This is a genomic window from Streptomyces sp. NPDC058758 (assembly GCF_042746075.1).
In the GTDB taxonomy this organism is placed as follows: Bacteria; Actinomycetota; Actinomycetes; order Streptomycetales; family Streptomycetaceae; genus Streptomyces.
In genome coordinates this window covers 15,044-30,588 of sequence record NZ_JBHYPS010000025.1, presented here as the reverse complement: position 1 = coordinate 30,588, position 15,545 = coordinate 15,044, and the positions used below count along the sequence as shown (strand labels likewise).

Sequence of the window (15,545 nt, the reverse complement as noted above, 5' to 3'; positions counted from 1 at the left end):
GCGTCCCCATGCCCCGCACGTACCTGGTCACCGGAGCGCTCTCCGGCATCGGCGCGGCCACCACCGCCCTCCTCCGGGAGCGCGGCCACACGGTCCTCGCCGCCGACCTGGCGGGCGGCGACATCGCCGCCGACCTGTCCACCCCCGAAGGCCGGGCCGCGCTCGTGGCCCGGGCCGGGGAACTCACCGGCGGCCGGCTCGACGCCGTCGTCGCCTGCGCGGGCGTCGCCCACTTCGACCCGGTCACCCTCCGGGTCAACCACTTCGGCGCCGTCGCCACCCTCGAAGGACTGCGCCCGCTCCTCGCCGCCGGCAGCCATCCGCGGGCCCTCGTCGTCGGCTCCGTCGACGCCGTCCACCCCACGGACCCGGCGATCGTGGCGGCGGCCGACGCGCACGACGAGACCGCGGCGGTGGCCGCCGCCCGGGCGGCCGTCGACCGCGGCGAGGGCCACCTCGTCTACTCCTCCTCCAAGGCGGCGGTCTCCCGCTGGGTCCGCCGCACCGCCCCCGGCGAGGCCTGGGCCGGCGCGGGCATCCCGCTCAACGCCGTCGCCCCGGGCGTCGTCCTCACCCCGCTGACCCGCCCCCTCCTCGACGACCCCGCCACCCTGGCCCTCGTCGAACGGGCCGTCCCCATGCCCCTGCACGGCCACGCCCGCCCCGAGCAGCTCGCCCCGCTCGTCGCCTGGCTCACCTCGCCCGAGAACACCCTCGTCACCGGCCAGGTGGTCTTCGCGGACGGCGGCGCCGACGCCGTCCTGCGCGGCGACCGGGTCTGGTGACGGCGAACCCGCCCCCGGAGGCACCCATGCACCCCCGCACCCTCGAACGCTCCGTCGTGATCGCCGCCGACCCGGACGCCGTCTGGGCGGTGGCCGGCGGCTTCGCCGGCCTCGCCGACTGGCACCCGCACCTGCCACCGCTCACGGTGGAGGACGGCGCCGACCCCGAAGTCCCCGGCGCCGTCCGGGCCTTCGCCCTGGACGGCGCGGTGGTCGCCCGCGAGCTGCTGCTCGCCCGCGACCCGGCCGCCCGCCGCTACCGCTACCGGCTCCTCGACCCGCGGGCGCTGCCCGTCGAGGAGTACGTGGCGACGCTCGCCGTCGACGCGCACCCCGACGGCGCCGAGGTTCGCTGGTCCGCCGCCTACACCGCCACCGACGAGGTGGCGGCCCGGGTCGAGGCCGGGTTCGGCGACGGCGTCTACGCCCCCGGCCTCGCCGCGCTCCGAGAACGCCTCACATCCACTCGCTGAACCGCAGCCAGGCCATCATGTTGTCCATCGACGGCTGCGGCACGCCGGCCGCGGCCGCCGCCCCCACCGGCTGCGGCCGCCGCTCCGGCAGCCGGCCCGGACCGAACAGGGACTGCCACACCGAGCGCGCGCAGCCGCGCACCACCGGCGCGATCCGCTCCAGCTCCCGGTGCACTCCGTGCCCGCAGACCGAGACCGCCGCGACCGCCCGGCCCGCACCGCGCAGCGGCGCCGCCACGCAGAAGACGCCGCGGAAGCCCTCCTCCTGGTCGAAGGCCACCCCGCGCTCGCGGACCAGGGCCAGCTCCGCCCGGAAGGGGTCGGGCCGGGTGATCGTCCGGGGGGTGCGGGGCCGCAGCCCGCCGCGTATCACCTGCTCCACCGCGGCGGCGTCGCTGAACGCCAGGATCGCCTTGCCCGAGGCGGTGCAGTACGCCGGCTGGCGGCCGCCCGTCCGCGAGGGCACGCCGGAGTCGTCCGAGCCGCCGATGCGCTCCAGGTAGACCACCTCGGGGCCGTCCAGCACCGTGAGGTGCACCAGGTGCCCGGTCGCCTCGTGCAGGGCGTGCAGATGGGGGAGGGCGGCGCGGCGCAGCCGGTTGTGGTGCGAGGCCATCGCGCCGAGCTCCAGCATGCCCATGCCCAGCCGGTAGTCGCGGCCCTCCCGCTCCAGCCAGCGCAGCTGCACCAGCTGGTCCAGGATGCGGTGCGCGGAGGACCGCCGGATCCCGGACCGCTGCACGACCTCGGTGAGCGTCAGGCGCGGACCGCCGCTCTGGAAGGCGCTGAGCACCTTCGCCGCCTTCTCCAGGAGCGAGAGCGGCGGCACGGCGGCACCGCCCTCCTCGGCGGTCGGGGCGGGCTCGGCGGCTCGGGTCGTCATCGACACCTCCCACACGGACGGCGCGGCGGGCCGAAGCCGAGCCGCGTCCGTAATCTCCGGTATTGCGTGGAGATTGCCAGAGGGGCACGGGTACGGGAAGGGGGTGTTCCGTCTCGGAACGGTAACGCGTAGGTTCCCTCTCGTCACCCCAGGAGGAGCCCAGGATCCGGGCCCCGGATCCGAGAGGCACCCCATGCGCGACCACGACGTCCTCACGGCGGTCCGCGCCCTCGCCCCCGCCCTGCGCGAACGCGCCGCCGAGGCCGAGGAGCTGCGCCGCCTGCCCGCCGCCTCCGTCGGGGAACTGGCGGACACCGGCTTCTTCCGGCTGCTCCGCCCCCGCGCGTACGGCGGACTCGCCGCCGCCCCCGCCGTCTTCCACGCCGCCGTCCACGAACTCGCCCGGGCCTGCGGCTCCACCGGCTGGACCGCCGCCCTCCTCGGCGTCCACCCCTGGTACGTCGCCCAGCTCGACCCCCGCGCCCAGCACGACGTGTGGGACGGCGACCCCTCCGCCCTCATCTGCTCCTCGCACGCCCCCACCGGCACCGTCACCCCCGTCGACGGCGGCTACCGCCTCGCCGGCCGCTGGCACTTCGCCGCAGGCGCCGACCACGCCGGCTGGGCCCTGCTCGGCGGCCTCGTCGACGACGCCGACGGCCGCCCCCTCGACATGCGGACCTTCCTCGTCCCCCGCGCCGACTACCGCGTCGACGACGTCTGGGACACCCTCGGCCTGCGCGGCAGCGGCAGCAACGACCTCGTCGTCACCGACGCCTTCGTCCCCGCCCACCGCACCCTCGGCTACGCCCCCGTCACCTCGCTCCGCTGCCCCGGCCACGCGGTCAACCCCGAGCCCGTCTACCGGCTGCCCTACGCCGCCCTCTTCACCACCACCGTCTCCACCGTCATGGTCGGCATCGCCGAGGGCGCCTACGAGCACCACGTCGGCGTCGCCCGCGCCCACCCCGCCCTCCCGCCCGGCCGGCGCCTCGCCGAGGACCCCTTCGCCCAGGTCCGCATCGCCCGCGCCGCCGGCGAGATCGACGCCGCCCGCCTCCAGCTCGCCCGCGACACCGCCGAGCTGTACGAGACGGTCCGCGCCGGCCGCGAACCCTCCCGCGCGCTGCGCGCCCGCACCCGCCGGGACCAGGCCCTCGCCACCGAACGCGCCCTCACCGCCGTCGACCTGCTGCGCGAGAACGCCGGCGGCAGCCCCCTGCGCAGCGGCGGCGACGTCCTCGCCCGCGCCTGGCGCGACCTGCACACCGGCCGCGGCCAGGCCGCCAACGACGTCGAACGCGCCCTCGCCCTCTTCGGCAGGGACGCCGTCGGCCTCGACGTCCAGGACCCCATGCTCTGAACCCGCGCGCCTTCCCGCTCAGTGGGAGCGGAGCGTTCACCCCGGCGACGGCTCCCCGTACGGTCCTGGCATTCCCCCACCACGACCCGAAAGGGGATGCCCCCATGGCCGATGACGTCCTGGCAGCCGTTCGCGACCTCGCCCCCGTCCTGCGCGAACGCGCCGCCGAGGCCGAGGAACTGCGCCGCGTGCCCGACGCCTCCGTCAAGGAACTGGAGGACACCGGCTTCTTCCAGCTGCTCCAGCCGACGGCCTTCGGCGGCGCCGCCGCCGACCCCGTGGTCTTCTACACGGCCGTCAAGGAGATCGCCAAGGCCTGCGGATCGACCGGCTGGGTCGCCTCCGTGGTCGGCGTCCACCCCTGGCACGTCGCCCTCTTCGACCCCCGCGCCCAGCAGGAGGTCTGGGGCACCGACCCCCGGACCCGCATCGCCTCCTCGTACGCCCCCACCGGCAAGGCCGCCGCCGTCGACGGAGGCTTCCGCCTCTCCGGCCGCTGGCACTTCTCCTCCGGCTGCGACCACGCCCGCTGGGTCCTCCTCGGCTGCCTCGTCACCGACGCCGAGGGCAAGCCGGTCGACATGCGCACCTTCCTGATCCCGCGGGCCGAGTACCGGATCGACGACGTCTGGGACACCGTCGGCCTGCGCGGCACCGGCAGCAACGACATCGTCGTCGACGACGTCTTCGTCCCCGAGCACCGCGCCCTCAGCTTCGGCCCCGTCACCGCCCTGGACGTGCCGGGCCACGCCGTCAACCCCGAACCGGTCTACCGGCTGCCCTACGCCGGCGTCTTCACCACCACCATCGCCACCCCGATCGTCGGCATCGCCGAGGGTGCCTACGACTCCTACGTCGAGGCCACCCGCAAGCGCTTCCGCGTCTCCTACGGCCAGCAGGTCGCCGAGGACCCCTTCGCCCAGGTCCGCATCGCCCGCGCCGCCGGCGACATCGACGCCGCCTGGCTCCAGCTCACCCGCAACGTCGCCGCCATGTACGAACTGGCCGGGCGCGGCGAGGAGATCCCCATGGAACTGCGCACCCGCACCCGCCGCGACCAGGTCCTCGCCACCGAACGCGCCGTCGGCGCGGTCGACCTCCTCATGGAGAACGCCGGCGGCAACGCCATGCGCACCGGTCCCCACGCCGTCCAGCGCGCCTGGCGCGACGCCCACACCGGCCGCGGCCACGCCGCCAACGACCCCGAGCGCGCCCTCGTCATGTACGGGCAGTGCGCCCTCGGCATCGACATCCAAGACACCATGGCCTGAGAGGCAGCCGCAGATGACCGGACCCACCCACGCGTCGACCTCCCGCACCGCCAAGGCCGCCGGCCTCACCCTCCACTACCACGAGGCCGGGCCCGACGGCCGCCCCGACGCCCCCGTCGTGATCATGCTGCACGGTGGCGGCCCCGGTGCCTCCGGCTGGAGCAACTTCGGCGGCAACCTCCCCGTCCTCGCCCGCCACTTCCGCACCCTCCTGGTCGACCAGCCCTGCTACGGCCGCTCCGACAAGCCGGTGCTCGACCGGGACTACTTCAGCTACAGCGCGCACGCCGTCGCCGCCCTCATGGACGAACTCGGCATCGATCGCGCCCACTTCGTCGGCAACTCGCTCGGCGGCGGGACGGCCGTCCGGATCGCCCTGGACCACCCCGAGAAGACCGACAAGCTCCTCCTCATGGGCCCCGGCGGCGTCTCCGTCAACCTCTTCGCCCCCGACCCGACCGAGGGCATCAAGCGGCTCTTCGAGTTCAACGCCGCCCCCGAGCCCACCCGGGAGCAGATGCGCGCCTTCCTCGGCGTCATGGCGTACGACCCCGCGATCGTCACCGACGAACTCGTCGAGGAGCGCTGGGCCTCCGCCACCGACCCCGACACCCGGCTCGGCTCCGCCCGCATGGCGGCCTCCTTCGCCGACCCGCGCTGGTCCGAGGCCGCCATGCTCTGGCGCGAGGCCCACCGGATCACCCGGCCGGTCCTCCTCACCTGGGGCCGCGAGGACCGCGTCAACCCCCTCGACGGCGCGCTCGTCGCCCTCAAGACCATCCCCGACGCGCGCCTGCACGTCTTCCCGCACTGCGGCCACTGGGCCCAGACCGAACGGGCCGACGAGTTCAACCGGCTCGCCGTCGACTTCTTCACCCACTGACCCCGCCGAACCCCCTCAGCGAACACAGAGGTTCCCCATGGACATCCGCGCACTCGGCTACCTGCGCCTGGAGACCACCCGCCTCGACGAGTGGCGCCGCTACACCCTCGACATCCTCGGCATGGCCGAGGCTCCCGGCTCCACCGACACCACCCTCCTGCTGCGCGTCGACGACCGCGCGTACCGCATCGCGATCCGGGCCGGCGACAGCGACCGGCTGCTCGCCGCCGGCTGGGAGGTCGCGAACGCCACCGCCCTCGCCGAGGCCGCCGCCGAACTGGAGGCGGCCGGAGTCGCCGTCAAGACCGCCGACGCCGACGAACTCGCCGAGCGCCGCGTCCAGGGCCTGATCCACCTCACGGACCCCTGCGGCAACCCGCTGGAGCTCTACTGGGGCCAGGCCCAGGACCACACCCCGCTGGCCACCCCCTACGGCAACCGCTTCGTAACCGGCGACCTCGGCCTCGGCCACGTCGTCCTGCCGGTCCCGGACGTCGAGGCCGCCCTCGACTTCTACGAGAAGCTCCTCGGCTTCCAGCTCCGCGACTCGATGAAGCTGCCGCCGCAGGCCGTCCCCACCGCCGCCGAACAGCGCGACTTCCACTGGATGCACTTCCTCAGCCCCAACCGCCGCCACCACAGCCTCGGCCTCTACCCCGGCGCCCTGCCCCCTGGCATCGTGCACTTCATGGTGGAGCTGGAGACCCTCGACGACGTCGGCCTCGGACTCGACCGCATGCAGGCCGCCGGCATCCCGATCGCCTCCAGCCTCGGCCGCCACACCAACGACCGCATGGTGTCCTTCTACGCCCAGGCCCCCGGCGGCTTCCAGGTCGAGTACGGCTGGGACGGCCTCGTCGTCGACCCCGCCACCTGGGTCGCCAAGGAGATCACCGCCGACAGCGTCTGGGGCCACCAGTGGAACGGCTGATCGACCCCGCCCTCTTCCGGGACGTCCTCGGCCGCTTCGCCAGCGGCATCACCGTCGTGGCGGCGCTCGACGGCGGCGAACCCGTCGGCTTCGCCTGCCAGTCCTTCGCCTCCCTCTCCCTCGACCCCCCGCTGGTGATGCTCGCCGTCGGCAGGTCCTCCACCAGCTGGCCGAGGATCGAGCGGGCCGGCCGTTTCTGCGTCAACATCCTCGCCGAGGACCAGCGGACCACCTGCGCCGCCCTCGGCCGAAGCGGCCCCGACAAGTTCGCCGGCGTGCCCTGGCGGGAGAGCGACCACGGCACCGTCCGCGTCGACGGCGCGCTCGCCCACGTCGAGTGCGCACTGCACGAGGTGTACGAGGCCGGCGACCACCACCTGGTCACCGCCCACGTCGTCGCCCTCGACGCCGGCGAGGACGGCCGGCCGCTGCTCTACTACCGCAGCCGCTACGCCGTCGGAGCCTTCTGATGCCGATCGACCCCGAGAGGGCGAAGGCCGCGCCCCCGGTGCGGACCGAGGTCTCCTGGGACGACCGCGCCGTGCGCCTCTACCACCTGGCGCTCGGCGCGGGCGTCCCCGAGACCGACCCGCGCGAACTGCGGTACGTCTACGAGGGCCACCCGGACGGCCTCCACACCCTGCCCACCTTCGGTGTCGTCGCCGGCGGCACCGGAGGCGTCGGCTTCCAGGTGTTCGAGCTGCCCGGCGTCGACCTCGACCTCGCGCGGGTGCTGCACGGCGGCCAGGAGATCACCGTGCACCGCCCGCTGCCGGCCGCCGCCCGCGCCACCGCCGTCACCCGGCTCGCCGACGTGTACGACAAGGGCAGCGGCGCCGTCCTCGTCCAGGAGTCCACCCTCCTCGGCGAGGACGGCCTCCCCCTCCTCACCCAGCGCAACCACGTCTTCGCCCGGGGCGAGGGCGGCTTCGGCGGCGACCGCGGCCCCTCCGACCGCCTCCCCGCCCCGGACCGGGCACCCGACCTGGTCCTGGAGCTCCCCACGCTCCCCCAGCAGGCGCTGCTCTACCGGCTCACCGGCGACTGGAACCCGCTCCACGCCGACCCCGCCACCGCCCGCCGGGCCGGCTACGACCGGCCCGTCCTGCACGGGCTCTGCACCTTCGGCATGGCCGTCAAGGCCGTCACCGACCACCTGCTCGACGGCGACGCCGGCGCGGTCACCGGCTGCCGCACCCGCTTCGCCGGGGTGTTCCTCCCCGGCGAGACGCTGCGGCTGCGGATCTGGCACACCGCCGACGGACACCGGCTGACCGCCACCGCCGCGGACCGCGGCGACGCCCCCGTCCTCACCGACGCCCGCGTCACCGCCCGCTGAACCGGCACCGCCCGCCGCGGCGAAGACGACACGAGGGAGAACGCGATGAACAGCACCTGGGACCACACCTACGACGTGGTCGTGGTCGGCTCCGGCGCCGCCGGCATGGCCGCGGCCCTCACCGCCCGGCTGCGCGGACTGACCGCCCTGGTGGTGGAGAAGACCGACGTCTACGGCGGCTCCACCGCCCTGTCCGGCGGCGCCATCTGGGTGCCCGGCAACTTCCACCTGGACGCCGCCGGACTCGGCGACACCCCGGAGAAGGCCCGCGCCTACCTGGACGCCACCGTCGGCGACCGCGTCCCCGACGCCCGCAAGGACGCCTACGTGCGGTACGGGCCGCGCATGGTCCGGGAGTTCCACGACCGCACCGACGTCCGCTTCGTCTACACCCCCGGCTACTCCGACTACTACCCCGAGCGCCTCGGCGGCTACCCGCAGGGCCGCTCCGTCGAACCCGAGGTCTTCGACTTCAGGAAGCTCGCCCCCGAACGCCGCGCCACCATGCGCCGCGCCGGCCTCCCCACCTACGGCCTCACCATCACCTCCCGGGACTTCCACGACCTGAACATGGTCGGCCGCACCTGGGCCGGCCGGCGGACCGCCGTCAAGGTCGGCGCCCGCGCCGCCAAGGCCCTCGTCACCGGCCGCGAGCCGCTCTCCCTCGGCGAGGCGCTGATCGCCCGCATGCGCCACTCCCTCGACCGGCTCGGCGGCGAGCTCTGGCTCTCCGCCCCGCTGACCGGACTGGTCGAGGAGGACGGCCGGGTCACCGGCATCCGGGTGCGCAAGGACGGCCGCGACCTCGCCGTCCGCGCCGCCGGCGGCGTGGTCCTCGCCTCCGGCGGCTTCTCCCACGACCAGGCCCTGCGCGAGAAGTACCTGCCGGCCCCCACCTCCGGCGCGTGGAGCGCCGCCGCGGAAGGCCAGACCGGCGACGCCCTGGAACCGGCCCTCGCCCTCGGCGCCGCCCTCGACCTGATGGACAAGGTGTGGGGCGCACCCACCGTCGTGCCCCCCGGCGACAAGCCCTTCTTCCTCGTCGCCGACCGGGGCATCCCCGGCATGGTGATCGTCGACTCGGCGGGGGAGCGGTACGCCAACGAGGCCGCCCCGTACCACGAGTTCGTCGACGCCATGTACGCCCACCAGGCCCGCGGCGGAGCCACCGCCGTGCCCTCCTGGCTGATCCTCGACGCCACGGCCAAGTCCCGTTACTTCTTCATGGGGCTCTTCCCCGGGCAGCCCTTCCCCGCCCCGTGGCGGGAGAGCGGCTTCGTCAAGCAGGCCGCGACCGTGGAGGGGCTGGCCGCCCTCATCGGCGCCGCCCCCGAGCGGCTGCGCGCCACCGTGGACCGCTTCAACGGCTTCGCCCGGGCCGGCCGGGACGAGGACTTCCACCGGGGCGACAGCGTCTACGACCGGTACTACGGCGACCCGACCCTGCCCAACCCCAACCTGGCGCCGCTGGAGAAGGGCCCCTTCCACGCGGTCCCCGTCCACCCCGGCGACATCGGCACCAAGGGCGGCCTCGTCACCGACGCGACCGCCCGCGTCCTGCGCGAGGACGGCACCGCCATCCCCGGCCTGTATGCCTCCGGCAACGTCTCCTCCGCCGTCATGGGCGAGACCTACCCGGGCCCCGGCGCGACCATCGGCCCCGCCATGACCTTCAGCTGGCTCGCCGCCGACGACATCGCGGAGCACCGCCCGTGACCGGGCCGGCCGCGGACGCGGCGCTGCGCGGCCGCACGGTGGTCGTCACCGGCGGCGCCCGGGGCATCGGAGCGGCGACGGCCCGCGCGGCCGCCGCCGCGGGGGCCCGCGTGCTGGTCACCGACCTCCTGGAGGACGAGGGCCGCGCGCTCGCCCGGGAGCTCGGCGACCGCGCCCGGTTCCTCCGGCACGACGTCACCTCCGAGGACGACTGGCGGGCGGCCGCGGCGTACGCCTCCGCCACCTGGGGCCGGATCGACGGCCTGGTCAACAACGCCGGGATCTCCGGCGGCTCCCACGCCCTGGAGGAGCAGACCGCCGAGGCCTTCCGCAGGGTCGTCGACGTCGACCTGACCGGGGTCTTCCTCGGCCTGCGGACCGTGATCCCGGTGATGCGGGAGCACGGCGGCGGCTCCGTCGTCAACGTCTCCTCCGCCGCCGGCCTCACGGGCCTCGCCCGGACCGCCGGATACGGGGCGGCCAAGTGGGGCGTCCGCGGCCTCACCAGGATCGCCGCCGTGGAGCTGGCCGCCGCCCGCGTCCGGGTCAACTCCGTCCACCCCGGCATGATCCTCACCCCCATGACCGCCCACCTCGGCCTCGGCACCGGCGAGGGCGACCATCCGGCCGTCCCGATGGGAAGGGTCGGCGCACCCGAGGAGGTCGCCCGCGCGGTCGTCTTCCTGCTCTCCGACGCCGCCTCGTACGTCACCGGGGCCGAACTCGCCGTCGACGGTGGCTGGACCACGGGCCCCGTGCTCCGGCCAGCCCCCGCCACCGGCCCGAAGGAGGACCGCCGATGCCCGTCGACCTGACCGGCAAGGTCGCGCTGATCACCGGCGCCGCACGCGGCATGGGCGAGGCCGAGGCCCGCCTCTTCACCGCCCTCGGCGCCCGCGTCGTCCTCACGGACGTGCGGGCGGAGGAGGGCGAGGCGACCGCCGCCTCCCTCGGCCCCGCCGCCCGCTTCGTCCGCCACGACGTCACCGACGAGGCCTCCTGGAGCGCCGCCGTCGCCGCCGCCGTCGACGGCTTCGGCCGGCTCGACGTCCTCGTCAACAACGCCGCCGTCTACTCCACGTCCCCCGTCGAGCACGAGGACCCGGCCCGCCTCGACACCCTCCTCCGGGTCAACCTCGCCGGACCCTTCCTCGGCATCCGCGCCGCGGCCCCCGCGCTGCGGGCGAGCGGCGGCGGGTCCATCGTCAACATCTCCTCGCAGGCCGGCCTCCAGGGCATCTGGGGCCACGGCGCCTACGGCGCCGCCAAGTGGGGACTGCGCGGACTGACGAAGACGGCCGCCCTCGAACTCGGCCCGGACGGCATCCGCGTCAACTCCGTGCACCCCGGCGCCATCGCCACCGCCATGACCGCCCACCTGGGCACCGCCGCCCACCCCGCCGCGCCGCTCGGACGGGTCGGGGAACCCGAGGAGGTCGCCCGGCTGGTCGCCTTCCTCGCCTCCGACGACTCCTCGTACCTCTCCGGCGCCGAACTCGCCGTCGACGGCGGGGCGTCGGCCGGCCGCATGCCCCTCCTGACCGCGAAGGAGACCGACGCGTGAACCCGCCCAGCCCCGAGGTCCGGGCCCTCATCGACCTCGCCGCCGGCCAGTTCCCCCCGCTGGGCACCACCATGACCGACATCGCCGAGGTGCGCGCCTTCTTCGCCGCCCGCCCCCGGCCCGCCGGCCCCCCGCCCCCCGTCGCCCGGGTCACCGACCGGGACGCCGACGGCGTCCCGGTCCGCGTCTACGAGCCGGACGCCCGGGAGGACGCCCCCGTGGTCCTCTTCTGCCACGGCGGCGGCTTCGTCCTCTGCGACCTCGACAGCCACGACGCCTTCTGCCGGGCCCTCGCCGGCGCCACCGGCGCCACCGTCGTCTCGGCCGACTACCGGCGCGCCCCCGAGCACCCCTTCCCCGCCGCGCCCGAGGACGCCTACACCGCCCTGCGGTGGACCGCCTCGACCCACCCCGGCCGCCGGCTCGCCGTCGCCGGGGACAGCGCGGGCGCCCACCTGGCCACCGTCGTCGCCCTGCTCGCCCGCGACCGCGGCGGCCCCCGGCTCGCCTTCCAGGCGCTCTACTACCCGATGCTGGACCCCGAGCGCTCCCGCCCCTCGCACCGGGAGAACGCCCAGGGGTTCTTCCTCACCGCCGACCACCTGCGCTGGTACTGGGACGCCTACCTGCCCGACCCCGCCGACCGCACCCTGCCGCACGCGGCGCCGCTCGCCCACGCCGACCTCGCCGGCCTGCCGCCCGCCCACGTCGTCACCGCGGGCCTCGACCCGCTGCGGGACGAGGGGCTCGCCTACGCGGAGGCGCTCGCCGCCGCCGGGGTCCCCGTGGAGCACCACCACTACCCGGGCATGTTCCACGGCTTCCTCTCCATGGCCGGCGGCCTGCCGGAGGGCGCCGAGGCCCGCGCGACCGCCTTCGGCGTCCTGCGCGCCGCACTCGACGCCTCCTGAGCCCCCGCGCGCCCGCGCCCCCTCGCCCACCCGACCGGTGGGGGAGGGGGCGCGGCCGCCTTTCCGGACCTTCACGGCCCGATCAGGTCGAACCCCTCGTAGCCGTTCTCCGCGACGCCCGCGATGATCTCCCCGTACACCGCGAAGCCGCCGACGAACGGCATGAACACCCGGGGCTTGCCGGGGATGTTGGCGCCGAGGTACCAGGAGTCCGCCGCCATGAAGAGGGTGGCGGCCGCCCGGTCGCGGCACTCCGCGACCCACTTCTCGACGGCGTCCTCCCGGGCCTCGATCGCCCGGAGGCCGTGCGCGTCCAGGTGGCGCAGGCACTCCGCAAGCCAGTCGACGTGCTGCTCGGCGCAGAGCACCACGTTCGCCATCACGGACGGGCTGCCGGCCCCGGTCAGGCTGAACAGGTTCGGGAAGCCGTCCACGCCCAGGCCCAGATAGGTCCGGGGGCCCGCGGCCCAGGCGTCCCGCAGCAGCCGCCCGCCGCGCCCGCGGACCTCGATCCGGTCGAGCGCGCCGGTCATCGCGTCGAAGCCGGTGGCGAAGACCAGCGCGTCCAGCTCGACCAGGGTGCCGTCGGCCAGCACGACGCCGCGGCGCTCGATCCGGTCGATCGGGTTGTCGCGCAGCCCGACCAGGCGGACGTCGGGCCGGTTGAACGTCTCGTAGTAGGCGGAGTCGGTGACGATCCGCTTGGTGCCGATCGGGTGGTCGGTGGGGATCAGCAGGTCGGCGACGGCCGGGTCCTCGACGAGGCCCCGGATCTTCTCCTCCCAGAAGGCGCGCGCCGCGTCGTTGGCCGCCGGGTCGGTGAGCTGGTCGGGGAAGGTCTTGGAGTACAGCACCCCGCCGAGCCGCCAGCGCTCCTCGAACGCGGCCCGCCGCTCCTCCTCGGACACCTCGAAGGTCCTCGACGGGTGGGCCCGGTGCGGCGACCCGCCGCCGCTGAGCCGCGCCAGCCGGCGCCGCTCGGCGTACCCGGCCTTCTGCGCGGTCCGCGTCTCCTCGTCCAGGGGGCGGTTGCCCGCCGGGACGCTGTAGTTGGCGCTGCGCTGGAAGACGGTCAGGTGCGCGGCCTGCTCGGCGAGGAGCGGCACCGCCTGGATGCCGGAGGAGCCGGTGCCGACGACCCCGACCCGCAGGCCCGTGAGGTCGACGCCCTCGTGGGGCCACGCCCCGGTGTGGTGGACGGGGCCGGCGAACTCCGCGGCCCCCGGTATGTCCGGGCGGTGGGTGGCGGAGAGGCAGCCGACGGCGAACACGCAGAACCGCGTCGTCACCGTCTCGCCCCGGTCCGTGCGGACCGTCCAGGTCAGCGTCTCCTCGTCGAGTTCGGCCGAGCGGGCCGAGGTCCCGAAGGAGTAGGGGGCGCGCAGGTCGAAGCGGTCGGCGACGTGGCCGAGGTAGCGCATGATCTCGGGCTGGGTGGCGTACTTCTCGCTCCAGTCCCACTCCTGCTGGAGCTCCTCGTCGAAGGAGTACGAGTAGTCCACCGACTCCACGTCGCAGCGGGCTCCCGGGTAGCGGTTCCAGTACCAGACCCCGCCCACGTCGTCCCCGCGCTCGAACCCGCGCACGCGCAGGCCGAGTCCGCGCAGCCGGTGCACGGCGTACAGGCCGGTGACGCCCGCTCCGACGACGACGACGTCGACATCGGTGGGGGTGGTGGTGCTGTCGTTCACGTGCGTGCTCCTCATCCGCCGGCGGGGTTCCCCGCCAGCCGTCGCAGGGCGCCCTTGTCGACCTTGCCCGCCGCGTTGTGCGGGAGGGCCGGGAGCGTGTGGAAGGCGCGCGGGGCCTTGAAGTTGGCCAGGCGCTCACGGGTGTACGAGGTGAGTTCGGCGGCGTCGATCCGGGCGCCGGCGGCGGGGACGCAGTACGCCACGCCGATCTCGCCGAGCCGCCCGTCCGGGGCGCCGACGACCGCCGCGTCCAGGACGGCCGGGTGGGTCCGCAGGACCTGCTCGACCTCCGCCGGGTACACGTTGAACCCGCCGACGACGAACATGTCCTTGAGCCGGTCGGTGATCCGCAGGAAGCCGCGGTCGTCGAGGACGCCGACGTCGCCGGTGCGCAGCCAGCCGTCCGGGTCCACCGCCTCGGCCGTCGCCCCGGGGTCGTCGAGGTAGCCGCGCATCACGTGGTAGCCGCGGGTCAGGATCTCGCCGGGTTCGCCGGGCGGGGCGTCGACGCGCAGTTCGGTGCCCTCCAGGGCGGTGCCGGAGGTGTGGGCGAGCGTCTCGGGGGACTCGTGCGGCGGGCAGATCGCCACCACCCCGGTCGACTCGGTCAGCCCGTAGGCGGTGGAGACGGCGCGGGCGCCGAGGCAGGTCCTGATCTGCTCGATGAGGGCGGTCGGGATGTTCGCCGCGCCCGTCACCGCCATGCGCATCGCGCCCAGGTCGTACGAGGCGCGGTCCGGGTGGTGGATGAGCGAGGTGAAGACGGTGGGCGCCCCGGTGAGGACGGAGATCCGCTCGTCCCGCATCCGGGTGAGGACCGCCTCCGCGTCGAAGACCGGTTCGGGCACGATCGTCGCCCCGTGCAGCAGGCAGGCGAGGACGCCCGCCTTGTAGCCGAAGGTGTGGAAGAAGGGGTTCACCAGCAGGTAGCGGTCGCCGCGCCGCAGGGTGACCGTGCGGGCCCAGGCGTCGTACACGCGCAGGTTCTGCCTGTGGGTGGCGGGGACGCCCTTGGGCCGGCCGGTGGTGCCGGAGGTGAAGAGGACGTCGGCCGGGTCGTCCGGGCGGACGGCGGCCGAGCGGGCCAGCCGCTCCGCCGTCGTCACCCGGTCCGCGGCGGCCAGGAACTCCGGCCAGTCCTCCGCGTGCAGGGCCACCGTCCGCTCCAGGTGCGGCAGTTCCTCGCCCGACCCGGCGAGCAGCGCGCGGTAGTCCGTGCCCAGGAAGTCGTGCTCGGTGAAGAGCAGCCGGGCGCGGGAGCGGCGCAGGATGTCGGCGGCCTCGGCCGCCCGGTAGCGGGTGTTCACGGGGACGAGGACGCCCCCGGCGGCCACCGCGCCGAGCGCGGCCACCACCCACCGGGCGCTGTTCGGCGCCCACACGGCGACGGCGTCCCCGGGGCGCAGTCCCCGTGCGATCGCCGCCCGGGCCAGCTCGTCGACGCGGTCCCGCAGCTCCCGGAAGGTCCAGCGGTCCCCGCCGAGGACGAGTGCCTCCTCGTCCCCGTAGGCCTCGGCTGCCCAGTCCGCGAGCCCGGCCAGAGTCTTGGCGCCCCTCATGATCCGTCACGACCTCCTTGCGTGGATCCACGACGGAGGGGAGCCTCGCAGGCGGGGGCGGCCCGGCGCAGGAGCCGTTTCCCGCTGACCGGGAACATCGGCGGGGCCGGACGCGGCGGCGGACGCGGAGGAGGGGCGGCGCGGGCCGCCCCTCCTCGGGTGTCGCTCGGATCGCC

At 75.4% G+C, this 15,545-nt stretch carries 15 protein-coding genes; 12 read left to right on the top strand and 3 right to left on the bottom strand.

Annotated elements, in window-relative coordinates; all coding sequences use genetic code 11:
* Positions 1-8: 8 nt before the first annotated feature.
* The gene (locus ACFW6A_RS25625) at positions 9-785 is read left to right on the top strand and encodes an SDR family oxidoreductase (RefSeq protein WP_386643211.1); all 777 of its coding nucleotides are present in this window, start codon (positions 9-11) and stop codon (positions 783-785) included.
* A gap of 26 nt (positions 786-811) precedes the next feature.
* On the top strand, positions 812-1,258 hold the full coding sequence (locus ACFW6A_RS25620; protein ID WP_351852849.1) for an SRPBCC family protein: 447 nt from the start codon (positions 812-814) through the stop codon (positions 1,256-1,258).
* Here the strand turns inward: ACFW6A_RS25620 and ACFW6A_RS25615 are convergent.
* Entirely contained in the window at positions 1,242-2,141 is a 900-nt protein-coding gene (locus ACFW6A_RS25615; RefSeq protein ID WP_351852851.1) for an IclR family transcriptional regulator, read from the bottom strand. The genes ACFW6A_RS25620 and ACFW6A_RS25615 overlap by 17 nt on opposite strands.
* 193 nt (positions 2,142-2,334) lie before the next feature.
* On the opposite strand from ACFW6A_RS25615, the gene hsaA (ACFW6A_RS25610) reads away from it, so the two are divergent.
* The 10 genes from hsaA (ACFW6A_RS25610) (at position 2,335) to ACFW6A_RS25565 (ending at position 12,119) form a co-directional block, all read left to right on the top strand.
* Complete coding sequence (hsaA, locus tag ACFW6A_RS25610; protein WP_386643206.1) at positions 2,335-3,504, top strand: 3-hydroxy-9,10-secoandrosta-1,3,5(10)-triene-9,17-dione monooxygenase oxygenase subunit; 1,170 nt, start codon at positions 2,335-2,337, stop codon at positions 3,502-3,504.
* A 104-nt stretch (positions 3,505-3,608) separates the two neighbouring features.
* Positions 3,609-4,775, top strand: a complete 1,167-nt coding sequence (hsaA, locus tag ACFW6A_RS25605) for a 3-hydroxy-9,10-secoandrosta-1,3,5(10)-triene-9,17-dione monooxygenase oxygenase subunit (protein ID WP_351852855.1) — start codon at positions 3,609-3,611, stop codon at positions 4,773-4,775.
* 13 nt (positions 4,776-4,788) lie between these two features.
* Positions 4,789-5,658, top strand: coding sequence for a 4,5:9,10-diseco-3-hydroxy-5,9,17-trioxoandrosta-1(10),2-diene-4-oate hydrolase (hsaD, locus tag ACFW6A_RS25600; protein WP_386484897.1), 870 nt, complete (start codon positions 4,789-4,791; stop codon positions 5,656-5,658).
* A 37-nt stretch (positions 5,659-5,695) separates the two neighbouring features.
* Positions 5,696-6,589 (top strand): VOC family protein, encoded by an 894-nt coding sequence (locus ACFW6A_RS25595; RefSeq protein WP_351852859.1) that lies wholly within the window; start codon positions 5,696-5,698, stop codon positions 6,587-6,589.
* Complete coding sequence (locus ACFW6A_RS25590; RefSeq protein WP_351852861.1) at positions 6,577-7,059, top strand: flavin reductase family protein; 483 nt, start codon at positions 6,577-6,579, stop codon at positions 7,057-7,059. Before ACFW6A_RS25595 ends, ACFW6A_RS25590 begins: the two co-directional genes overlap by 13 nt.
* The gene (locus ACFW6A_RS25585) at positions 7,059-7,928 is read left to right on the top strand and encodes a MaoC/PaaZ C-terminal domain-containing protein (protein WP_351852864.1); all 870 of its coding nucleotides are present in this window, start codon (positions 7,059-7,061) and stop codon (positions 7,926-7,928) included. Before ACFW6A_RS25590 ends, ACFW6A_RS25585 begins: the two co-directional genes overlap by 1 nt.
* Before the next feature lie 45 nt (positions 7,929-7,973).
* Positions 7,974-9,644 (top strand): FAD-dependent oxidoreductase, encoded by a 1,671-nt coding sequence (locus tag ACFW6A_RS25580; RefSeq protein ID WP_386643203.1) that lies wholly within the window; start codon positions 7,974-7,976, stop codon positions 9,642-9,644.
* On the top strand, positions 9,641-10,459 hold the full coding sequence (locus ACFW6A_RS25575; RefSeq protein WP_351852869.1) for a glucose 1-dehydrogenase: 819 nt from the start codon (positions 9,641-9,643) through the stop codon (positions 10,457-10,459). The genes ACFW6A_RS25580 and ACFW6A_RS25575 overlap by 4 nt, the downstream gene beginning before the upstream one ends.
* A complete protein-coding gene (locus ACFW6A_RS25570; protein WP_351852871.1) occupies positions 10,444-11,208 on the top strand; it encodes a glucose 1-dehydrogenase in 765 nt (254 codons plus the stop codon). The genes ACFW6A_RS25575 and ACFW6A_RS25570 overlap by 16 nt, the downstream gene beginning before the upstream one ends.
* The gene (locus tag ACFW6A_RS25565) at positions 11,205-12,119 is read left to right on the top strand and encodes an alpha/beta hydrolase (protein WP_386643200.1); all 915 of its coding nucleotides are present in this window, start codon (positions 11,205-11,207) and stop codon (positions 12,117-12,119) included. Before ACFW6A_RS25570 ends, ACFW6A_RS25565 begins: the two co-directional genes overlap by 4 nt.
* A 71-nt stretch (positions 12,120-12,190) precedes the next feature.
* On the opposite strand, the gene ACFW6A_RS25560 is transcribed toward ACFW6A_RS25565, so the two are convergent.
* Together ACFW6A_RS25560 and ACFW6A_RS25555 are read right to left on the bottom strand one after the other, a co-directional pair.
* Entirely contained in the window at positions 12,191-13,810 is a 1,620-nt protein-coding gene (locus ACFW6A_RS25560) for a flavin-containing monooxygenase (protein ID WP_386643197.1), read from the bottom strand.
* An 11-nt stretch (positions 13,811-13,821) separates the two neighbouring features.
* A complete protein-coding gene (locus ACFW6A_RS25555) occupies positions 13,822-15,369 on the bottom strand; it encodes a FadD3 family acyl-CoA ligase (RefSeq protein ID WP_386643194.1) in 1,548 nt (515 codons plus the stop codon).
* Positions 15,370-15,545 lie beyond the last annotated feature (176 nt).